This is a genomic window from Nitriliruptor alkaliphilus DSM 45188, assembly GCF_000969705.1.
Classification (GTDB): domain Bacteria; phylum Actinomycetota; class Nitriliruptoria; order Nitriliruptorales; family Nitriliruptoraceae; genus Nitriliruptor; species Nitriliruptor alkaliphilus.
In genome coordinates this window covers 507,725-529,332 of sequence record NZ_KQ033901.1, presented here as the reverse complement: position 1 = coordinate 529,332, position 21,608 = coordinate 507,725, and the positions used below count along the sequence as shown (strand labels likewise).

The window sequence follows — 21,608 nt, the reverse complement described above, 5'->3', positions numbered from 1 at the left end:
CCGAGGAGGCACCGTGTCCGACGAGCACCTGCGCGACCGCGCCCGAACGGCCCTGCTGGCCGCGCTCGACGACGCCGAGCTCGACGTCACCTCCGTCGGCGAGGACCGCTGGATCACGATGCTGTCGGGGGAGTGGAAGCGCACCATCCCGCTGCTGCTGCACCTCGACGAGCGCTCGCTCAAGCTGACCTCGCTGCTGGCCGGCGTGCCGGACGACGGCCACGTCGAGGTCTACCGCATCCTGCTGTCGCGCAACCAGCGGCCGACCCCGGTGCACTTCGGTCTCGACGACGAGGGTGACCTGATCCTGACCGGCGCCGTCCCGCTGGAGGTCGTCGACGCCGACCGCCTGGACGAGCTGCTCGGCCTGGTGCTGTCGCTGTCGGACGAGACGTTCAACGCGGTCCTGCGCGCGGGGTTCGGCGACTACATCGCCAGCGAGCAGGCTTGGCGCGCCAAGGTCGGCCTGCCCCCGAACCCCGTCGCCGCCAGCTGACCGGGCGGCCGCGCCGATCGGCGCGACCGCCCGTGGCTGTTCGTGCGCTCGCGATCAGCCCGTGACGAGCGGGCGCTCCGCCTCCGCGTGCACCTCCGCCCAGTCCCGGACCGGCGTGGGGGTGAACCGGCTGACCACGATGATCGCGACGGTGGCCAGGATGATGCCGGGCACGATCTCGTACAGCGCGCCATCGGTGAGGTTGCGCCACAGCACGACCGTGGCAGCACCCGTGACCATGCCTGCCAGCGCCCCGAGCGCGGTGATGCCGCGCCAGTACAGCGACAGGATGATGACCGGTCCGAACGCGGCACCGAAGCCGGCCCACGCGTAGCCGACCAGGTCGAGCACGGTGCCGCCGCGCAGCGCCAGAGCGGTCGCGACCACGGCGACGCCGACGGTGGTGGCACGGCCGACCCACAGGAGGGTGCGCTCGGGAGCGTCCTTGGCGAACAGGGCCCGGTAGAGATCCTCGGTGAGCGCCGCCGAGCTGACCAGCAGCTGCGAGTCGGCGGTGCTCATGACCGCGGCGAGCACGGCCGTGAGCAGGATGGCGGCGATCCAGGGCGTCAGGGTGTCGGTGATCAGCGCCAGGAAGACCGTCTCCGGGTCGGCGAGCGGCTGATCGAAGTACGCGATCCCCGCGATCCCGACCAGGATGGCGCCGCCGAGGCAGATGGCGACCCACGAGGTGCCGATCCGTCGGGCGACGGGGACCATGCTCGCGGAGCGGATGCCCATGAAGCGGGCCAGGATGTGCGGCTGCCCGAAGTACCCGAGGCCCCACGCGAGGCCCGACACGATCGCGACGAGGCCGAGGGCGCCACCGGTGGCCCACCCTCCGCCGTCGAACCCCGCCTCGCCGAAGAGCCGCAACAGGTCCGGGGACTCGCCCCGCACGCTGCTGGTCATGGTCCCGAAGCCGCCGTCGGCAGCCACGGCCACGAGCGGCACGACGATGAGCGCGCCGAGCATCAACAGGCCCTGCACCGCATCGGTGTAGCTGACGGCGAGGTAGCCCCCGAGGAGGGTGTAGACGACGATGACCACGGCGCTGACGATGACGGCGGTGGTCGGGTCGAAACCGAAGACCTGGCCGAACAGCAGCCCACCGGCCACGAGCCCCGACGAGACGTAGATGGCGAAGAAGACCACCGTGACGAGCGCGGAGGTGACGCGGAGCAGACGCGTGCGGTCCTCGAAGCGGTTCTCGAAGTACGCCGACAGCGTGACCGAGTCACCGGCTGCCTCGGTCGCCGTCCGCAGGCGGCTGGCAACGAACTTCCAGTTGAGGTAGGTCCCCGCCAGCAGCCCGATCCCGATCCACGAGGCACCGAGGCCGCTGACGTAGATGGCGCCGGGCAGCCCGAGCAGCAGCCAGCCGCTCATGTCGGACGCCTGTGCGCTCAGTGCCGATGGCACGCTGCCGAGCGAACGCCCGCCGAGGACGAAGTCCCCGAGGCCTTGGGTGCGGCGGTAGGTCCACACGCCGACACCGATCATGCCGGCCAGGTACAGCAACATCGTGGTCACGACGGTGCCGGATACTTCGACCATGTCTGTCTCGTCCTCTCGAGCCGAGGATCGCCGACGGACCGTTCTCCCCGGGTCCGTCGTGCGCCGCTGCTTCGGCGGAGGCAGACTCGGGCAGGCACCTTGCAGCGACCTTGTGGCGACCCTGCAGGGACGGCGTAACCCTGAGCGGGGCCGAGGAGGCGAGCGATCATCAGCGCACCGGCGCGCGACGAGGCGAGCGTCCGCATCGCCCTGCTCGGACCCCTCGAAGTCACGCCTGCCGGGTCCGCGTCGCTGCAGCTCGCCGGGCAGCGGCCGGCGCGGCTGCTCGTGGCGCTCGCGGTCGAGCTCGGGGTGACCCGGTCGATACCGGGGCTGTGCGAGGAGGTCTGGGGCAGCGAGCCGCCTCCGAGCGCACTGGGTTCGCTCCAGAGCCACCTGTCGCGCCTGCACAGCCTGCTCGACCCGTCCCGGCCCGCGGGCGGCCCGGCGACCGTGCTGCACCACGTGCCCTCGGGCTACCACCTGGACGTGGACGCGGTCGCCACCGACGTGGCCGGCTTCGAGGCCGACATCGCCGAGGGAAAGCGCGCCGCCGCGCGGGGCGACCTGGCCAGCGCGAGCACGTGCCTGCGCCGTGGCATCGAGCGGTGGCGCGGGCCACTGGCGCAGGGCATCGAGCTCGGTCCCGTAGGCGCAGCCGCCGCAGCCCGACTGCGTGAACTGCACGCGGAAGCCACGGAGGAGGTGCTGCTCGCCGAGCTCTCCCTCGGGCGGGCCGATCGTGTGGCTGCCGAGCTCGAGGGGCTGGTCGCGGCGCGGCCGGAGCGTGAACGGCTGCACGGGCTGCGGATGCTCGCGCTGTACCGCGCGGGTCGTCAGGCCGAGGCGTTGGCCGCGTTCCAGGAGGCCCGGACCCAACTGATCGAGACCCTCGGGGTCGAGCCGGGGCCCTCCCTGCGCCGGCTGCACGAACAGGTCTTGACCCAGGATCCGGCGCTCGACTGGGCGTCGCCGCAGCGCGCATCGTCGCGCACTCTGGAGGCGTCGCGAACCACGCCGGTGTCGCCGCCGACCGCGGCACTGGGCAACCTCCCCGCCGGGTTCGTCGACCTCGTCGGACGGACCGCGGACCGGCGGGCCGTCGCGCAGCTCCTGGCCGACCACCGCCTCGTCACGCTCACCGGCGCCGGCGGCTGCGGCAAGACCCAGCTGGCCCTCGCCGTGGGTCGCGACCTCGCCTCGGCCGGGCCGGATGGTGTGTGGCTGGTCGAGCTCGCCACGCGCGAGGAGGAGGACGAGGTCCCCGTCGCCCTGGCCGAGGTGCTCGGCGTGGACGATGCGCCGGCCGAGCAGCTCCTCGACGATCTGGTGGTGCGGCTCCGGGACCGCCGTGCACTGCTCGTGCTGGACAACGCCGAGCATGTCATCGATGGGGTGGCCGAGCTCGTTCGCCACCTGCTCGGCGATGCACCACAGCTGCGGATCCTCGTCACCAGTCGGCAGGCGCTCGATGTCGACGGCGAACGCACGTGGCGAGTGCGTTCGCTCTCGCTCCCCGCGCCTGATGCGGATCTGGCCGCGCTCGAGCGCAGCGAAGCCGGGCGGTTGCTGCTGCGCCGAGCCCGCGAGGCCCAGCCGGACCTCGTCACGGACCAGGAGCAGGTGCGCGCCCTGGTCGCCATCTGCCGCGAGCTGGACGGCATCCCCCTGGCCCTCGAACTCGCCGCCGCCCGTCTCCGGGTCCTGGCGCCCGAGGAGGTCGCCGCTCGGCTCGACGACCGGTTCAGCGTGCTGCGCTCGTCGCGGCGTGGTGCGCCCGCACGGCACCGCACGCTCGAGGCGGCCATCGGGTGGAGCTTCGACCTGCTGACCCCTCCGGCTCGCCGTCTGCTGACCCGGCTCGGCATCTTCGCCGGGGGTGCCACGCTCGAGGCCGCCGAGCTGGTCTGCAGCGACGAGGACCTGCCGGCGACGGACGTCCTGCAGCTGCTCCAGGACCTGGTGGACCGCAACCTGGTGGTGACCGTCGCCGCGCCCATCGGGCCGGCGCGGCACACCCTGCTCGAGAGCATCCGCTCCTACGCACTCGCGCACCTCGACGGCGACGCCGGGGCCCTGCGTCGCCGTCACGCGGGGTACGTGGCCGACCTGTGCGAGCGCGCGGGGACGCGGATCACGGGGACCGACCAGGTGCGCTGGCTGAACCGACTGCACGCTGAGCACGACGAGGTCCGGGCTGCCGTGCGCTGGGCAGCCCAGGCCGGCGACGCGACCCTCTGTGCGCGCATCGTGGCGGGCGCGTGGTGGTTCTGGCTCCAGTTCGGTCGCGCTCGGGAGGGGCTCGGTTGGGCCCGTCGCGTCCTGCTCACGGGCGAGGATCTCGACCCCGAGTTGCGTGGCCGCGTCACCGGCGCGGCCGGGCGCCTCGCGGCCCTCTGCGGCGATCCGGACGAGGCGGTCACCTGGCTCACCGAAGCGCGGACCGCCGCGGCCGACCGGGACGACGCCGTTGGCGCAGCACGAGCGGAAGCTCGGCTCGCCCAGGTCCTCCACCTGCGAGGCGATGTCGACGCGGCTCACCGGCTGCTCGGATCGGCACGCGCGCGGGTCGGCGCTCACGGCGACCCGTGGACGCTGGCCAGCATCGCGGATGTGTCCGGGCACCTGGCGTGGTCGTGTGGTGCCCTGGACGACGCCGAGTCGGCGTACGAGACGGGGGAGGTGGCCTACCTCGCTGCGGGTGATCGCTGGAGCGCATGCGGGTCGCGCCTCGGGCGGGCTCGGGTGGCCCGTGAGCGTGGCGATCTGGACGTCGCCGCGTCGCACCACGCCGAGAACCTCCGGGTGGCACGGGATCTGACACGCTCGGCGTTCGACTACATCGGCATCGCACGGGACCTTCGCGGGGTCGCTGCGATCGCTGCCGCCCGCGACGAACCGGCGGTCGCCGCGCGGCTCCTCGCAGCGGCCGAGGACCTGCGGACCGACGGCGAGGTGCCCCTGACCCCCGATGAACGCGTCGAGGTCGAATCGTTGCAGGACGCCATCGCCGCGGCCCTCGGTCGACCCGCAGCCGTCACCGAGCTCGCTGCAGGTCGCGAACTCGGTGCGGCCGCGGCGTTGGACGCAGCGCTCGACCACGTCCGAGCCGGGGCGGTGGAGCTGGGCCCACGGCCCGCACACGACCCTGCCGTAGGCTGATGCGTCTCGGACGGAGGAAGCTCGTGGACGGCACGCTGGTCATCGTGGGCTCCGGACAGCTCGGCAGCGCGCTGCTCCGCGGTCTGGTGCGTTCGGGCACGGTGCCGCCGGAGCGGGTCGTGTGCACCGACCTGCGTACCGAGCAGCTCGCGGCGCTCGAGGCCGAGCACGGGGTGCGGACCTCCACCGACAACCGGACCGCCGTCGCCGAGGCCGACGTCGTCGTCCTCGGCCTCAAGCCCCAGGTGCTGCCGGCGGTGCTGCCCGACGTGGCGCAGAGCCTGCGTGAGGGCGCGCTGGTGATCAGCCTCGCCGCCGGCGTCACCCTCGAGACGCTCGAAGCCGGGCTGCCGGACGGCACCGCGGTCGTCCGGGTGATGAGCAACACCCCGGTGCAGGTCGACCGGGCGATGTCGGTCGTGGCCGCCGGCCGCGAGGCGACGGACCGCCACCTCGACACCGCCGAGGCACTGCTGACCCCGGTGGGTGCGGTGCTGCGGCTCGACGAGCACCACCTCGACGCGGTGACGGCGCTGTCGGGCTCGGGTCCCGCCTACCTGTTCCTGTTCGCCGAGGCGATGATCGAGGCCGGCGTCCTCCAGGGTCTGCCGCGCGACGTCGCGACGCAGCTGACGGGCCAGACCCTGCTCGGTGCCGCGACCCTGCTCCAGGACAGCGACCAGACTCCGGCAGCGCTCCGCGCGGCGGTCACCTCCCCGGGTGGCACGACTGCCGCGGCGTTGCGCACCTTCGAGCAGCAGGGCCTGCGTGCCGCGGTGCTCGATGCGGTGGATGCCGCCACGCAGCGCAGCCGGGCGCTCGGCTGATCGGAGACCGTGTGCGTCTGCGCCACCGCGGTTCCGGTCGCGGGCACCTTCGGCTCCGAACCGGCACATTGCCTCCCCCCCGCTCCGCTCCGAGGACGTCCGGCTCGTGACCCCCACCCGACGCGGCCAGCGCCGACGCGCCGTCGCAGCGCTGACCGCCGTGTGTCTCGGGCTGGCCGCCTGCTCCGGTGACGATGGTCCGGAGGTCGCCACCGTCGAGGTCACCGCCGGTGAGGTCGTGCAGACGGTGGCGGCGGTCGCGGAGCTCGAGCCGGCGGCCCGGGTGACCGTGACCGCCCCCGTCGGCGGCGACATCGCGCGCCTGCTGGTCGAGGACGGGCAGACGGTGTCGGCCGGTGATCCGATCGCCGAGCTGTCCTCCGAGAGCGTCGAGCTGCAGATCGCGCAGGCCGAGAGCGCTGCCCAGGCGGCCGATGCGCTGGCGGGTGCCGCCGGCGCCAGCGGGCTCGACCTGTCACCGGTCCTGCGCGCCTTCCGAGGGCAGCTCGAGGCGACCATGCCGCCGGTGCTCGACGCCCTCTCGCAGCAGGCGGCGGGCATCGATGACGACGAGCTGCGCCAGGCGGCCGAACAGCGTGTGCAGGAGGCCCGCGCGTCGTACCGCGAGTCCCGAGACGGCCTCCGGCAGGCCGAGCGCGAGGCCGCCGGCCAGGCCCAGCAGGCGACCGCGGCGCAGCGCGAGGCTGCCGCTGCGCAACGCCGGCAGGCCGAGCTCGCGCTCGAGGCGGCACGGGGCAGGAGCGACGACCTGACGATCGTGGCACCGACCGACGGGATCATCGAGCTCGGCCGGGCGGACGGCGGCGGCGCCGTGCCGCCCGATCTCGGTGGTCTCGCCGATCAGCTCGGCGGTGGGTTCGGTGGGGGCCTGCCGGACGTGGCACGGCTCAGCGGCGCGGATGGCGGTGGCGGCGCCGGCGGACCGGTCGCCGAGGGTGTCACCGTCGCCGCGGGGCAGGTCATCGCCACCGTCTACGACCTGTCCTCCTTCACTGCCCGGGTCTCGGTGGACGAGATCGACATCGTCGAGGTCGACCGCGACCAGTCGGTCACCGTGCTGGTCGACGCGTTCCCGGACGCCGAGATCCGCGGGACCGTCGCCAACGTGGCCATCGCCCCCACCTCCGGACCGGCGGGCGGTGCGACCTTCCCCGTCACCGTGCGGCTCACGCAGGTGCCCGACGACGTGCGGTTGCGCGTCGGGTTGACCGCTTCGGCCGAGATCGAGGTCCGTCGGGTCGACGGTGACGCCACCGTGCCCACGGCCGCCCTGCTGCGGCGAGGCGGTCAGGAGGTGGTCTTCGTGGTGGAGGACGGCGTCGTCCGCGAGGTCCCCGTGGTCGTGCTGGCCATCGGTGACGATGCGGCGGCCGTCGAGGGGGACGTCGCGAGCGGGGACCGTGTGGTGACCACCGGGGTGGAGACGCTCGAGGACGGTCAGGAGCTGGCCGGGTGAGCACCGCCCCACCCGCTGCCGGTCCCCCGGTGCTCCTCGAGGCACGGGACGTGGTGCGCACCTACCGCCTGGGGAGCAGACGCGGCGAGGAGCCCGTCCTGGTCCCGGCGCTGCGGGGCGTGACCTTCCACGTGGACCGCGGCGACTACGTCGCCATCGTCGGGTCGTCCGGCAGCGGTAAGTCCACGTTGCTCAACCTGCTCGGTGCGCTCGACCGGCCGACCAGCGGCGAGGTGCGCTACGACGGTCGCGACGTACGCGAGATGAGCGACACCGAGCTCGCCGAGCTGCGCAACGGCTCCATCGGCTTCGTGTTCCAGTCCTTCCACCTGCTGCCGCGGCTGACGGCGCTGGACAACGTGCAGTTGCCGTTGGTCTACCGCCCGAGCACCGTCCGCGAGCGACGCGAGCGGGCGTTGGCGGCGCTCGAGGCCGTCGGGTTGGCCGACCGCGTCGATCACCGGCCGACCGAGCTGTCCGGCGGGCAGCAGCAACGGGTCGCGATCGCACGAGCGCTGGTCACCGAGCCGCCGCTGCTGCTGGCCGACGAGCCGACCGGCAACCTCGACACCCGCACCGGGCACGAGGTCATGGGGCTGCTCGAGACGCTGCACGACGATCGTGGTGTGGCCGTCGTGGTCATCACCCACGAACCCGAGATCGCCCGCCGCGCCCGTCGACGTATCGAGCTGCGCGACGGCCGGATCCTCACCGACAGCCACCCCGAGGGTCCCGTCGAGCCCGCTGGTGCACCGTGAGCCTGCGCGAGGCCGTCCGGGTCGCGATGCAGGCGCTGGTCGCCAACCGCTTGCGGTCGGCGCTCACGACCCTCGGCGTCGTCATCGGCGTCATGTCGGTGGTGGTACTGGTCGCCATCGGCCAGGGCGCCCGACAGGAGATCACCGGCGCCATCGAGGGGCTCGGTTCGAACCTGCTGTTCGTCCTGCCCGGCGACGGTGACTTCGGGGCGGCGCCGGCGCGCGCCCGTTTCGTCACCGAGGACATCGACGATCTGGAGCGCGAGCTGCCCGGTGGCGAGGGGCGCGCCGGCGGGTACGTGGTCGGCGGCGAGCAGGTCCAGGCCGAGGGACAGCGTCTGACCACGTCCGTGTACGGCATCACGGCTGGCTACCTCAGGGTGGTGGAGCGCGAGGTCGCACGCGGCCAGCCGCTGTCCGGCTCCGACGTGTTGACGGCCCGTCGCGTCGCCCTGATCGGCGCGACCACGGCCGGATCGCTGTTCGGTGACCAGGACCCGATCGGTCGCACCCTGACGATCGGCGGGATCCGTTTCCGCGTCCAGGGGGTGCTCGAGCGGGTAGGTGGTGCCGCGTTCGGGCCGGATCGGGACGACGAGATCCTCGTGCCCGTCACGACCGGCCAGCGCCTCTTCGGCGTGAACACCCTCGATGCCATCTTCGTCCGCGCGAGCGAGACCGGGACGATCGACACCGACCGGGCGACCATCGAGCGGGTGCTCAACCGGCGGCTGGACGCGGCCGAGTTCACCGTGCTCAGCCAAGACGAGATCATCGGGGTGGTCGGTGACATCCTCCAGATCCTCACCCTGGTGCTCGCCGCCATCGCCGGCATCTCGCTGCTGGTCGGCGGCGTCGGGGTGTCGAACATCATGTTGGTCTCGGTGTCCGAGCGCACGCGCGAGATCGGGTTGCGCAAGGCTCTCGGTGCGCGGACCCGCGACATCACCCGTCAGTTCCTGCTCGAGGCCATCGCGCTCACCGGCCTGGGCGGCATCCTCGGCCTGGCGATGGGCATCACCCTGGCCTGGCTCGCCGAGGCGGTCACGCCGCTGACTGCCGAGATCACCTGGTGGTCGATCGTCCTCGCGCTCGGGGTCTCGGTCGGTGTGGGGCTGCTGTTCGGGGTGCTGCCGGCCCGCCGCGCCGGACGGCTCGACCCGGTCGACGCGCTGCGTCGCGACTGAACGGCGGCCCGCTACGGCGCTCGACGCCGGCGCCTCGACCGCGACCTCCTACGCTCACCGCCACGCGTGCGAGGGAGCCGAAGGTGGCGGGACAGGGAGCGAGCGCAGCGGGCCGGGTCGCCCTGGTGTGGGACGACGCGCTGGTCGCCTACGACCTCGGACCCGGCCACCCCCTCGCACCCGTGCGGGTCGAGCTCACCATCGACCTCATCCGTCGCACCGGCCTCGTCGGCGGTGACGTCACCGAGGTCCGACCCGCGAGCTTCGACGAGACCGAGCTGCTCCGGTTGCACCGCCCCGACTTCGTCGCCGCTGTCCGTCGTGCGTCGGGTGCGCCGGATCTGCCCCTCGACCCGCGCTTCGGGCTGGGGCCGGGCGACACGCCGGCGTTCGGGGGGATGCATCCCACCTCCATGCTGGTGTGCGCGGCGACCAAGGAGGCTGCGCGACAGGTGTGGGAGGGTGAGGCCGACCACGCCTTCAACCCCGCGGGTGGTCTCCACCACGCCATGCCCGACCGTGCCGCCGGGTTCTGCGTCTACAACGATCCGGCCGTCGCGATCGACTGGCTGCTCGAGCACGGCGCGGAGCGCGTCTGTTACGTCGACGTGGACGTGCACCACGGGGACGGCGTCGAGGTCATGTTCGCCGACGACCCCCGCGTGCTGACCATCTCGCTGCACGAGTCGGGCCGGTTCCTGTTCCCCGGGACCGGTGAGATCGACGACATCGGCGGCCCCGGGGCCATCGGCAGCGTCGCCAACCTGCCGTTGCACCCGGGCACCACGGGCGATCTCTGGCTCGGTGCGTTCGACGAGGTCGTCGAGCCGCTCATCCGCGCTTTCGACGCCGACGTGCTCGTCACGCAGCTCGGCTGCGACACCCACGCCACCGACCCGCTGGCGCACCTGTCGCTGACGGTCGACGACATGGCGGCGACCTACGCTCGCCTCCACCGCCTCGCGCACGAGGTCTGCGACGGTCGGTGGATCGCGACCGGCGGGGGTGGCTACGAGCTCGCCACCGTCGTGCCGCGGGCCTGGACCCTGGCGTTCGCGGAGATGACGGGGCGCACGCTGCCGGTCGAGACACCCATGGGGTGGCGGGAGCGGGTCGTCGAGCGCACCGGCGCGCGCCCACCCACCGGGTTCACCGACGACCCGGTCCGGCTGTCGCCGCAGTTGGTCGACGGGGCACGACGAGCCGCCGAGGAGGTCGTCGAGGCCTGGCGCGCCCGCATCCTGCCGCGCCACGGGGTGCGCTGACCGGGCGTGTCCGCGGCGTGGCGGGTGTGGAACCTGTCGCTCGCCGAGCCGAACGTGTGCTGCTGCACCGAACCGAGCCTGGTGCTGCCCCCTGGTGCCCCGCTACCGTTACCCGTACCCGCTGGCACCGTCGCCGCGTGCACGGGCGCGGACGAGTGGTGAGGAGCCCCGGATGAGCATGACCCTGCTGACCGCTGCGGAGGTCGCCGACCAGCTGCGCGTGTCGACGATGACCATCTACCGGCTCATCCGCCGGGGCGAGCTGCCCGCGGTGCGCGTCGGGCGCAACTACCGGGTGCGCGAGCGCGACCTCGAGGTGTACCTGGCCGCGCAGACGGTCGACCCGGCGACCGTGGACCTCGACGCCCTCGAGGAGGGCAGGTCGAGCTGAGGCGCACCACGGTCCCCTCCTCGGTGTCTACGGGACCCCGACGTTCTGGTTCACTCGGCACGTCGTCGCACCAGGTCCCGCCCACCCCCCGAGGAAGGCGCTGACGTGCCTGAGGGTCGCCGCGTTCTGATCACCGGCATCGCCGGCCAGCTCGCCGGCGCGGTGGCGCGGGCCCTCGAGGCGCGCGACGACATCCTCGAGGTCATCGGCGTCGACGTCCGTGAACCCACCCACGACCTGCGCCGCACCGAGTTCGTCCGGGCCGACATCAGGAACCCGCTCGTCGCCCGCGTCATCACCGCCTCCGAGGTCGACACCGTCCTCCACATGGCCACCACCGCGACCCCCTCGGCGGCCGGCGGCCGGGCACGGATGAAGGAGCTCAACGTCATCGGGGCGATGCAGCTGCTCGCCGCCTGCCAGAAAGCCCCGCACCTCGATCGTTTCGTGCTCAAGTCCACGACCGCCGTGTACGGCACCGCACACGACGATCCAGCGCTGTTCTCCGAGGACGTGCAGCCGCGTCGCACGCCGGCGCACGGCTTCGCCAAGGACGCCACCGAGATCGAGGGCTACGCCCGAGCGTTCGCCCGTCGCCGGACGGACGTCGATCTGACCGTCCTGCGCTTCGCCAACTTCCTCGGTGGCCAGGTCCAGGGTGCCTTCGACGCGTTGTTCAGCTTCCCGGTCGTGCCGACCGTGCTCGGGTTCGACCCACGGCTGCAGTTCGTGCACGAGGAGGACGGCGTCGAGATCCTCGTCCGGGCCGTCACCGGCGCACCCTCCGGGACCTTCAACGTCGCCGGCGACGGGGTCCTGTACCTCTCGCAGTGCGCCCGCCTGGCGGGCCGCCCCACGGCTCCCATCCCCGGGCCCCTGGTGTCGGCGGTCGCCGGGGCGTTCCGACGGCAGCGACGGGCGGATTTCGCCTCGGACCAGCTGAGCTTCCTGCGCTACGGCCGGTGCGTGGACACCGCCCGATTGCGCAAGGACTTCGGGTACGCGCCACGGTGGACCACCCGCGAGGCGTTCGAGGACTACCTCCGCCGGCGGCGGATCACGGGTCTGATCGACCGTGACGAGGTCATCCGCTGGGAGCGTGAGCTCTACGACTTCATCCAGCGCAAGGGCCAGGAGCGCTTCCTGGCCACCCAGCGCGAGAGGCGGTGACGGCCGTGGCCGACGACGCGACGGCCCGCGAGGCCGAGATCATCTCCATCGACGAGGAACGTGCTGCCCGGCGCAGCGCACCGGACGGTCGTGCCCGCTGCGCGGCGCTGACCGCCGACGGGCGCGCCTGCCGCAACTACGCGGTCGAGGACGGCCGCTGTCGCGTCCACGCCATCGAGGCCGGACCGACCCGTCGCCCCCCGTCCCCGCCCACCTCGGGTCCCGACCCCGAGGGGGATGCGGCCCGGGCGCGTGTCGACGCGGAGGTGGCCCGCCGCGGCTGGGCGCCGGCGGTCGACGCGCTCGAGGCCCTGCGTGACGTGTCGGGGGAGCGCTTCCTCGACCACGTGCGCGAGGCCGCTGCGTTCCTGCGTCGCCGGCTCACCGGGGACTACGACGTCGACGAGTACGGGTTCGACGTCGATCTGACGGAGTCGGTCCTGATGCCGCTGCTCCGTCCGCTGCACCGTCACTACTGGCGCGTCAGCTCGCACGGCGTGGAGCACCTGCCCCCCGAGGGTGGGGGTCTGGTGGTGGCCAACCACGCCGGCACCCTGCCGGTCGACGCGATGATCACCCGACTCGACATCCTCGAGCACACGGGCCGCCACGCACGCGAGCTCGCCGCCGACCTGGTGTTCAAGACCCCGTTCGTCGGACCGCTGAGCCGCAAGACGGGCGCCACCCTCGCCTCCGGGGACGATGCCGACCGGCTGCTCGCGGGCGGTGAGCTCGTCGCCGTGTGGCCCGAGGGGTTCAAGGGCATCGGCAAGCCGTGGAAGGACCGCTACAAGCTGCAGCGGTTCGGGCGCGGCGGGTTCGTGGCCACGGCGCTGCGTGCCCAGGTCCCCATCGTGCCGACGGCGATCATCGGATCCGAGGAGATCTACCCGATGCTCTACGACCTGCGGGTCGTGGCGCGCCTCCTCGGCCTGCCGTACTTCCCCATCGTGCCGCAGATGTTCGCCCTCCCCGTGCTCGGCCCGATCGCGCTGCTGCCGCTGCCGAGCAAGTGGATCCTCGAGTACGGCGAGCCCATCGACACCACCGAGTACGGACCCGGTGCGGCGGACGATCCGATGGCGGTCTTCGACCTCACCGACCGGGTGCGCGACACCATCCAACAGATGCTCTACCGCAACCTCATGGGACGTCGTTCGGTGTTCCTCTGAGCAGCCGGCGGCGCGGACGAGATCCCTCGAGGGATCGAGGAGCACGCACGGCCGGGAGTCCGCAGGTCGCTCAGCGACCGAGGACGACCCTGGATCGGTGGCCCAGGACACGTGAGAGGGGCGGGCCCGAAAGGCCCGCCCCTCTCACGTTGCGAGGTGCGACTCAGGCGCTCCGACGGCGCAGCGCGGCGGCGGCACCGAGGGCAGCGAGGCCGAGCAGGGCGCCCGCGCCTGCGCCCGTGCGGGGCAGGTTGGTCGGCGTCGCCGGGTCGCCGGGGCCGGCCGGGGTCACCGGCTGCGCCGGCTGCTCCGGCTGCTCCGGCGCAGCCGGCGGCTCGACACCGGCGGGCACGGCGTTGACGCCGACGGCGGTGTGGCCGCCGGCGACGACGATCCGGATCTCGCCGAGCGGCTCGAGCGGCTCGATCGCGTCGAACGGGATGGTCTGGGCCACCACGAACGGGCTGGTGCTCGCGGTGGTGCCGGCGCCCTCGATCGGGCCGAGGTTGGCGGTGCCGCCGGTCAACGCCGCGGTCGACAGCGCGTCGAGCAGCTCGTTGAGGCCCTCGAACAGCGGCTCGAGGCTGCCGTCGAGCGCGTCGTCTTGGAGGATGGCGTCGAACAGGCCGACGTCGCCGAGCGGCCCGTCACCGAGCAGCAGCCGGAAGAGCGTCTGGTCGGTGTTGCACGTCGAGCCATCGAGCGAGGTGACGTTCGCGTCACGGGACGCGGTCGTGCCGTCCGACGTGGCGGTCGAGGTGTGGACCTGGTCGGCGCACACGACACCGATGGTGTTGAGACCCGCGACCGACGACGTCGCGGTCGCGGTGACGGAGTCACCGTCCTGGGTGACCTCCGCTGTCGCCTGGATGAGATCGAGGTCGATGAGCGGGATGTCGATCTCGAGGGGGTTCTCGAGCTGCAGGATCGGCTCGTCGGCGTCGCAGCTCTCGATGGCGTCATCGCCGAGCAGGCCCTCGCCGATCGGGCACAGCAGCTCGTTGGCGTTGGCGAGGAGGTTCTCGTTGAGGCCGTCGATGGCCGCCTGGATGCCTGCGGCGAGCTGACCGTCGCTGTCACCCTGAGCGATGAGGTTGCCGAGGAAGATCCCGAGACCAGTGATCTGGACGTCCGCGAACGCCCGCTCGTCCGACTCCTCGCAGTCGACGCCCGCGAGGGTGAAGGTCAGGAACGGCAGGTCCTCGGGGACGGCGACCTCGATGGGGCCACCCTGGCAGGCACCCGGCTCGTCGAAGTCGGCTGATGCGAGGATCAGGTTGGTGATGAACGCACTGGACTCGGAGGAGATGTCCTCACCGGCAGCAGCACGCTCGAGGTCGGCCTGCACCCGCGCGAGGTCGATGCGCAGGCCGCTGGTCTCGTCACCGTCGAGCGGGGACGTGCCGGCGATGCCGAGCGCCTGGAGCAGGGGGTCGAGTCCCTCGGCGAGCGCCGCAGGGAGACCGACGAACGCGATGACGCCTTCGGCCTCGGCGTACCCGGCGAAGCCTCCGAGACCCGTCTCGGGGATCTCACCGGCCGTGGTGCTGGCGGTCGCGATGCCGGCGGACATGGTGAGCAGGGCGGCCGCGGCCAGCCCTGCGGTGGTGGTGCGCCACAGTCGGGTTCTGTTCATCCCCCGGTGCCTCCAGTTCGTCGGGTCAACGACTCGTAGGGTTCGCCGGCGCGCCGGCGGTGGTCTCGGACAGGTCCGGACGGCCCGTCCACCTTCGCTCCGTAGGGCCCGATGTGACTAGTCCTCGGTGCGGTTCGGTCTGGACCCTACAACGACGGGGCTGTGTTCCCGGCACGCGGTGGACGCGCGCGGATCGGCGCCGGGCGGCCGGCGCACGCGCTGCTGCAGGTGTGCACACCCCGTGAGCGCCCCCGCGGTGCCGGCCCCCCACGGATCTTCGGCGCAGCCGCGCAGGGAGCCGTGCCGGGTCGCCCCTGGTCCCGGAGCTCAGCTCGCGTTCGGCGGCCGGCGCAGTCGCGGGGCCGGGCCGACGAGCGCGGCGACGTCGTCGCGCAGCCCCGCGAGCGCGCCGACCGGGTGCTCAGTCGGTGGACGTGCCACCGAGGAGGCCACCGACGGTGCCGAGGGCACCGTTGAGCAGACCGTCGACGACCTCCACGGTGTCGTCGACGAGGTCGTCGAGCTCCTCCACGGTGTCCTCGACGAGGTCGTCGGTGCCGTCGACGATCTCGCCGAGGGTGTCGTCCACCGCCTCGCCGACCTCGTCGAGCGGGCCGGTCAGGCCCGGCACCAGCGTGGGATCGTCGTCGGTGGAGGTCACGGTGTCCCCGGGGAGGGGGAGCGGCTCGCCGCCGAGCGACGGGGTGGTCGAGGTCGAACCCTCGCTCGTCGCGCCGTCGGTGGTCGAGCTCCCGTCACCGGTGGAGGTGGGCTCGGAGAACCCCGGGCCCGGCGGCAACGGCGAGGAGCGCAGCAGCGACTCGATCGCTGCGGCGAGCTCGGCGGAGGCGATGTCGTCGTGCTGGCCGAGCGCCGGCGCCACGAGCTGCTCGCGGATGGCACGGAGCGTGGCGAGCGAGTCCTCGGCGTGGGGGCGGACCTCGATGGGCAGGTCCCCGAACACGTCGACGATGCCCGACGCCTGACGTTCGGTGAACCGCGCCACCTCGTGGATCAGGTCGGGCTCGCCGGAGCGTTCGGCGACGCGGACGAGGGTCTGCGCGCCGCTCCACGACCGCTCGTCCATGCGTCGCAGCGTGTCGATCAGGTCCTGGTTGCGCACCCCGCCGCGCGCAACGGAGTCGGTCACCTCCTCGAGGCGCTCGGTGGCGAGCGCGAGCTCGAGCCTGCCCTGATCGGTGAGGTCACCGGCGGCCGCCATGCGGACCGACTCGGTGGCCTGCTTGATGCCGTAGAGGGCGTCGCCCGGTAGTGCGTCCTGGGCCGCGACGGCGACGCCACCGGTCCCGATGAGCACCGAGGCGACGCCGGTGGCGACGGCGGTGCGGGCCGAGCGGGTGGTCCGCGACGGGGCGAGGCGCGTCGACTCGGCCTCCTGGAGGTCGGTGTGGACGGCCGCCATGACCCGGGTGCGGATGCGGTCGCGCTCGGCCTCGTCGAGCTGGGGCCGCTCGACCTCGGTGGTCACGGTGCTGGCGAGGGTGGCCAGGCGGCGCACATCGCTGCGCGCCTCGTCGTCCGCGAGGGTGCCGTCGAGCAGGTCGGCCAGCTGGTCGATGCGCTCGCGGCGGCTGCTCAGGGTCACCACCTCGGTACCTCCTGCTGCGTCCACGAGCTCGTCCACGATCCGCGCGACCCCACCGGAGTCGACACGGACGTCAACGACCCGGAGGGACGGAGGGAACGACGGACGGCCCTGGACGTCCGGTGGCCGCGCACCCCGAGGCGGCTCACGCGCCGACCACCAGGAGGGCGAGCAGGCCGGTGAGCCCGGTCGCGGCGAGCTTGGCGAGCTCCGGGTGGTCCTGCACGGCGCCGGAGAGCGCTTTGAGCGCCCGGTACTGCAGCGCCTTGGTGGCCCCGACGGAGCGCTCCATGACGGCGGCCGTCTCCGCGACCGACAGGTCGTGGATGAAACGCAGCTCGATGACCTCGCGGTGCTCACCCTTCAGACCCTCGAGCGCCGCGCCGAGCGCCCGGGCCATGTCGCGAGCCACCGCGATGCGTTCGGGGTCCTCGTGGCTCTGGCCGGAGGGAGCGGGTTCGCGCACCTCGTCGGTGGTGCGTTCGAGGCGGAAGCGCGCCGACTTGAAGTGATCGTGCACACGGTTGCGGGCGATGGTGGTGATCCAGGCACCGAGGTCCACGCCCTGCCACTCGAAGGTGGACAGCCGGCGGAACGCGCGCAGGAAGACGTCCCCGACGAGGTCCTCGGCGAGCTGCCGGTGGCCGACGCGGCGGTAGACGTAGGCGAAGATCTGATCGACGTAGCGGTCGTAGAGGTCGGCGAACGCCTGGGCGTCCCCGGTCCGTGCACGGTCGACGAGCGCGACGACCTCGGGGTCGATCGCCGCCACCTCGGCGGTGGCCTCGGGTGTGGCGGTGCTCGCCGCGGCCTCGACGCTCACAGGCCCGCAGACCGGCTCAGCTGGATCGCCGACGCGACCACGATGATCGCGAGCAGCGCCACGAGGGCGAACGAGGTGGCCGAACGCACATCGCCTCCCAAACGGCTTGGTGCGGGTGAACTACGCCGGTGCTGGGTCTCGGAACGCGCCCGCGAGACCACGCTCCGGTACGGGATGGTACGCGACGGCCGTCCGGCCGTCGCCCGCCCGTCCGGGCCATCTTCCAGCACCTGCCCGCGCACTAGTCCCCCTGGGATGGTGCCGCGGTCAGCCGGCCGTGGGGGGTGCGGTGGGCTGGTCGGCGTCGTCCTCCAGGGCTCCCGGGGCCACGGCGACCACGTCAGGTCGGCCGAGGACCTCCTCCGCGGGGGCGCCGCCGAGCAGCGCGAGGCACTTCTCGCGTTCCTGCCGCAGGTAGCCGACGAGGGCGGCCCGGTCGTCGACGTACCGGCGGCAGTCGAGCTCGAGGGTGATCGAGACCTCGCCGCGGCCGGCGCGACCGCGACCGGTGGCGGCGTCGGCCGCGACCGCGTGCAGGAAACCGGCCAGGGGCAGGATCCCGTGCCCGAGGGGTGCGTGGCTGTCGCGTCCCCCGCCCCGGTTGTCCGAGACGTGGAGGTGGACCGCCCGGTCGCGGAGCCGTTCGTAGGCCGCGACGATGTCGGCCTCGGCGACGCCGAAGTGCGAGGTGTCGAGCACGACGTGGTCGAACGGGGCGAGGTGTTCGGCCAACGTGTAGCGGTGGAAACGGACGGGTCGGCCCGCCACCGACACCGGGTAGAGGTTCTCGACGCCGATCCGCGTCCCGACCTCCGCCGCCTCCGCGTTGCCCTCACCGAGCAGGTAGCGGTGGAACTCACGCTGCCACCGGAACGGCGGGTGCACGATCATCACGTCCGCGTCGAGGTCGCCGGCGAGCTCGATGGTGCGCCGAGCCTTCTGCACCAGATCGGTCCCGAACACCCGCCGGGTGAGCAGGAGGAACGGACCGTGCACCACCGGGACGGGGAGGCCCTCCTGCTGGGACGCCTTGGCGACGCGCTCGGCGTCCTGCGTGGCGGGGTCCTGGGTCACCATCAGCTCGGCCCCGTCGTACCCGGCCTCGGCGATCACCCCGAGCGCCCAGTCGAGGGGTCGGGCGAACAGCGGGCCGGTCGAGGCGAGCAGGCGCATGCCCGGAGCCTAACCGCCGTGCACCGCGGCCTCGGGCGTGGCGGTCCGTGCCACCACCGGGCTCAGGGAGCCTCTGAACCCGCCGGTGGATGGCCGTCGTCGTGGACACCGAGCCGGGCGAGGACGAGCGTGACACGGTCGACCGGGAGCGGTACGTCGACGACCTCTCGGACCGGCGGTTCGGGCTCGGGGTCGGGCTCGGCGGCGGGCGCCGCAGCGGAGGTGGTCGCGTCGCTCGCCGGTTCGGGCGTGCTGGTCGGTGCGGGGTCCGGCGCGGGGTCCGCGGGGGCCGGGTCGGCGGCTGGTGGCGGGGCGCTGGCCCCCGACGGCAGGCGGAACAGCTCGGTGACCCACAGGCCCCCGTCGACCATCTCGACCCCGACGCCGACCTCGGTCCACTCGGGGTCGAGGATGTTGCGGCGGTGCCCCTCGGAGGCCATGAAGGCCGCGTGGACGCGGTCGACGTCCGGGCCGCGCCCGACGTTCTCGCCCACCTTGTCCCAGCCCTTCACGTCGCTGCCGAGGTTCGGGTTGTGGTGCAGGTGGTCCTGCTCGGCCATCCGCACCGCGTGTCGGCGTCCCACCCCGACGAGGTCGTCCGCGACCCGCAGCGCCGGCAGGCCGGCCTTGGCTCGCTCGGCGTTGATCAGCTGGACGAACCGAGCCTCGACGCCGCTGTCGGGGGCTGCCTGCGCGGCGCCGATCCCGGGGACCAGCGCGAGCACCAGGGCGAGGACGAGGGTCAGCAGGACGGCGATCGGCGCCGGGGCAGCGGTCGCGGTGCGGTACGGCTGACGGTTCACCTGGGTCGCCTTCACGACGGAACGTCCATGTCCGGTCACCCAGAGTCATCGGCCGCGGGGTCCGGGACCTTGACCCGGTCGACCGGACAGGGGACGGTGCGCGAACGCTGCGTAGTCAATCAGTTCCACAGAGTCATGACCAGGCCCGGTCGACGCGGCCCCCGTGCCGGCCGCTCGTCGCCTCGCTCCCTCGGGACGACAACGACGCGGCTGCGACAACTAGGCTCTGCCCGTTGCCCGGAGGGGAGCCACCGTGAGCGCAGCGCTCGACCTGCACGATCCCGATCGCGTCCCCGACCTCGCCGCTCGGCTGCGCCGGACCGCGCTGGAACGCCCGGACCACCCCGCGGTCGTCGAGGGCGAGCGCACCCTGACCTACGGGCAGCTGCACGAGCGCGTCGACGCCGCCACCGCGGCCCTGCAGGGCCTCGGCGTCGCGCCCGGCACCCGTGTGGCCCTCGTGCTCGGGACCAGCATCACCTTCGTCGAGGCGTACGCGGCGGTGCTGCGCGCCGGCGCTGCCTTCGTACCGTTGCTGCCCGGTCTGGCTCCCGACGAGCTCCGCCACGCGCTCGCCGATGCCGGCGCGGCCGTCGCCGTCGTGGGGCCGGAGCGTGCCGCCGAGGTCGCCGCGCTCCGCGGGGAGCTCCCCGACCTCGAGCACCTCGTGGTGCTCGGCGGTGGGATCGAGGGTGCGCACGACTACGAGGCGTTGCTCGCCGAGGCCGGTGAGCCCGAGCTCGTGACCCGTGATGCCGACGACCTCGCGGCCCTCGTCTACACCTCGGGCACCACCGGCCGCCCGCGGGGCGCGGTGCTCACACGCGGCAACCTCGCCGCGAACCAGGACCAGTCGCTCGCCGGTCGCTTCGAGGTGGGGGCCGACGACGTCGTGCTGCTCGTCCTACCGCTGGCCCACATCTACGCCCTGAACGTGGGCCTCGGCACCTCGGTGACGGTCGGCGCCACCATGGTGCTCGTCGAGCGTTTCGAACCTGCGGCGACGCTGGAGGTCATCGCCCGCCACGGGGTCACCGTCGTGCTGGGCGCGCCCCCGATGTACATCGCGTGGCTGGAGTCCGGGCTGCTGGCAGCCGCCGACACCTCGTCCGTGCGGCTCGCGGTCTCGGGCGCCGCACCGCTCGGCGTCCCGACCCTCGAGCGCTTCGCCGCCGCGACCGGCATCACCATCGAGGAGGGGTACGGGCTGACCGAGGCGTCCCCGTCGGTCGCAGCTACGTCCATGGCCGACGCCCCGGCGCCGGGAAGCGTCGGGTTGCCGCTGCCGGGGATCGAGCTGCGGCTCGTGGACGCGCAGGGCCGTGACGTCGAGGTCGGCGATCCGGGGGAGGTGTGGGTCCGGGGCCCCAACGTCTTCCAGGGGTACTGGAACGACCCCGAGGGGACCGCCGAGGCGCTGACGCCCGACGGGTGGCTGCGGACCGGCGACGTCGGCACGCAGGACGAGGACGGGATGCTGCGGCTGGTCGACCGGCTTCGGGACCTGATCATCGTCAGCGGGTTCAACGTCTACCCCCGTGAGGTCGAGCGCGTCCTCCTCGAGGCCCCGACGGTCGCCGATGCGGCCGTGGTCGGCGCCCCCCACCCCCTCACCGGTGAGACCGTCGTGGCCTACGTGGTCCCGCGGGGCGGTGCCGAGGTCGACGTCGACGCACTGACCGGGCGGTGTCGTCAGCTGCTGGCCCGCTACAAGTGTCCGTCGCGGATCGAGGTGGTCACGACCCTGCCCCAGACGGCGACCGGCAAGGTGCGCCGCGGCGAGCTGCGGGGCCGCGCGACCGGCTGACGGGAGGCGAGTGGCGTGGGCTGGTGGCGTCCGCGAGGACCGGCGCCCGACGTGGTCGTCTACACCCGTCAGGGTTGTGGACTGTGTCGTCGCGCCGAGGAACTGGTGCGGCGAGAGGCTCGCGGGGCCGACGTGCGGCTCGTCGACGTCGACGGGGATCCGGCGCTGCAGGCGCGGTACTCGGTGCGCGTGCCGGTGGTGACCATCGACGGTCACGAGGTCGCCGAGCTCGAGGTGGCGCCCGGCGATGTACGGCGGGCCATGGTCCGGGCCCGGCACCCACGTCGCTAGCCTGGTG

The 21,608-nt window shown here is 73.2% G+C and carries 18 protein-coding genes; 12 read left to right on the top strand and 6 right to left on the bottom strand.

The features are described from left to right. Positions 1–13: 13 nt before the first annotated feature. Positions 14–496: a YbjN domain-containing protein gene (locus NITAL_RS02500; RefSeq protein WP_052664490.1), complete on the top strand. Its 483-nt coding sequence runs from the start codon at positions 14–16 to the stop codon at positions 494–496. A gap of 54 nt (positions 497–550) precedes the next feature. On the opposite strand, the gene putP is transcribed toward NITAL_RS02500, so the two are convergent. Continuing rightward, positions 551–2,053, bottom strand: a complete 1,503-nt coding sequence (putP, locus tag NITAL_RS02495) for a sodium/proline symporter PutP (protein WP_052664489.1) — start codon at positions 2,051–2,053, stop codon at positions 551–553. A 312-nt stretch (positions 2,054–2,365) separates the two neighbouring features. On the opposite strand from putP, the gene NITAL_RS02490 reads away from it, so the two are divergent. The 9 genes from NITAL_RS02490 to NITAL_RS02450 all read left to right on the top strand — a co-directional run bounded on the left by NITAL_RS02490 (position 2,366) and on the right by NITAL_RS02450 (position 13,462). Then, a complete protein-coding gene (locus NITAL_RS02490) occupies positions 2,366–5,215 on the top strand; it encodes an ATP-binding protein (protein WP_157041570.1) in 2,850 nt (949 codons plus the stop codon). Then, on the top strand, positions 5,215–6,042 hold the full coding sequence (proC, locus tag NITAL_RS02485; protein ID WP_052664487.1) for a pyrroline-5-carboxylate reductase: 828 nt from the start codon (positions 5,215–5,217) through the stop codon (positions 6,040–6,042). Before NITAL_RS02490 ends, proC begins: the two co-directional genes overlap by 1 nt. 106 nt (positions 6,043–6,148) lie before the next feature. Continuing rightward, positions 6,149–7,519 (top strand): efflux RND transporter periplasmic adaptor subunit, encoded by a 1,371-nt coding sequence (locus tag NITAL_RS02480; RefSeq protein ID WP_052664486.1) that lies wholly within the window; start codon positions 6,149–6,151, stop codon positions 7,517–7,519. Then, on the top strand, positions 7,516–8,277 hold the full coding sequence (locus NITAL_RS02475; protein ID WP_245617657.1) for an ABC transporter ATP-binding protein: 762 nt from the start codon (positions 7,516–7,518) through the stop codon (positions 8,275–8,277). Before NITAL_RS02480 ends, NITAL_RS02475 begins: the two co-directional genes overlap by 4 nt. Next, positions 8,274–9,464: an ABC transporter permease gene (locus NITAL_RS02470; RefSeq protein ID WP_052664485.1), complete on the top strand. Its 1,191-nt coding sequence runs from the start codon at positions 8,274–8,276 to the stop codon at positions 9,462–9,464. Before NITAL_RS02475 ends, NITAL_RS02470 begins: the two co-directional genes overlap by 4 nt. An 83-nt stretch (positions 9,465–9,547) precedes the next feature. Then, entirely contained in the window at positions 9,548–10,729 is a 1,182-nt protein-coding gene (locus NITAL_RS02465; RefSeq protein ID WP_052664484.1) for an acetoin utilization protein AcuC, read from the top strand. A 172-nt stretch (positions 10,730–10,901) separates the two neighbouring features. Next, positions 10,902–11,120, top strand: coding sequence for a helix-turn-helix domain-containing protein (locus NITAL_RS02460; RefSeq protein ID WP_052664483.1), 219 nt, complete (start codon positions 10,902–10,904; stop codon positions 11,118–11,120). 105 nt (positions 11,121–11,225) lie between these two features. Then, positions 11,226–12,290: an NAD-dependent epimerase/dehydratase family protein gene (locus NITAL_RS02455; protein ID WP_052664482.1), complete on the top strand. Its 1,065-nt coding sequence runs from the start codon at positions 11,226–11,228 to the stop codon at positions 12,288–12,290. Between the two features lie 5 nt (positions 12,291–12,295). After that, positions 12,296–13,462, top strand: coding sequence for a lysophospholipid acyltransferase family protein (locus NITAL_RS02450; RefSeq protein ID WP_211262157.1), 1,167 nt, complete (start codon positions 12,296–12,298; stop codon positions 13,460–13,462). Positions 13,463–13,625: 163 nt separating this feature from the next. Here NITAL_RS02450 and NITAL_RS02445 read toward each other — a convergent pair whose 3' ends face one another. The 5 genes from NITAL_RS02445 to NITAL_RS02425 form a co-directional block, all read right to left on the bottom strand. Next, positions 13,626–15,098 (bottom strand): hypothetical protein, encoded by a 1,473-nt coding sequence (locus tag NITAL_RS02445; RefSeq protein ID WP_052664481.1) that lies wholly within the window; start codon positions 15,096–15,098, stop codon positions 13,626–13,628. Between the two features lie 421 nt (positions 15,099–15,519). Further along, the gene (locus tag NITAL_RS02440) at positions 15,520–16,704 is read right to left on the bottom strand and encodes a DUF5667 domain-containing protein (RefSeq protein ID WP_157041568.1); all 1,185 of its coding nucleotides are present in this window, start codon (positions 16,702–16,704) and stop codon (positions 15,520–15,522) included. 145 nt (positions 16,705–16,849) lie between these two features. Further along, complete coding sequence (locus NITAL_RS02435; protein ID WP_052664479.1) at positions 16,850–17,527, bottom strand: sigma-70 family RNA polymerase sigma factor; 678 nt, start codon at positions 17,525–17,527, stop codon at positions 16,850–16,852. A 267-nt stretch (positions 17,528–17,794) separates the two neighbouring features. Continuing rightward, positions 17,795–18,700, bottom strand: a complete 906-nt coding sequence (locus NITAL_RS02430) for a sugar phosphate isomerase/epimerase family protein (RefSeq protein WP_052664478.1) — start codon at positions 18,698–18,700, stop codon at positions 17,795–17,797. A gap of 62 nt (positions 18,701–18,762) precedes the next feature. Next, positions 18,763–19,503 (bottom strand): CAP domain-containing protein, encoded by a 741-nt coding sequence (locus NITAL_RS02425; RefSeq protein ID WP_169786697.1) that lies wholly within the window; start codon positions 19,501–19,503, stop codon positions 18,763–18,765. 253 nt (positions 19,504–19,756) lie between these two features. Here NITAL_RS02425 and NITAL_RS02420 point away from each other — a divergent pair, with 253 nt between their 5' ends. Together NITAL_RS02420 and NITAL_RS02415 are read left to right on the top strand one after the other, a co-directional pair. Beyond that, a complete protein-coding gene (locus NITAL_RS02420; RefSeq protein ID WP_211262156.1) occupies positions 19,757–21,310 on the top strand; it encodes an AMP-binding protein in 1,554 nt (517 codons plus the stop codon). Positions 21,311–21,361: 51 nt separating this feature from the next. After that, a complete protein-coding gene (locus NITAL_RS02415; protein ID WP_052664476.1) occupies positions 21,362–21,601 on the top strand; it encodes a glutaredoxin family protein in 240 nt (79 codons plus the stop codon). Positions 21,602–21,608: the final 7 nt, after the last annotated feature.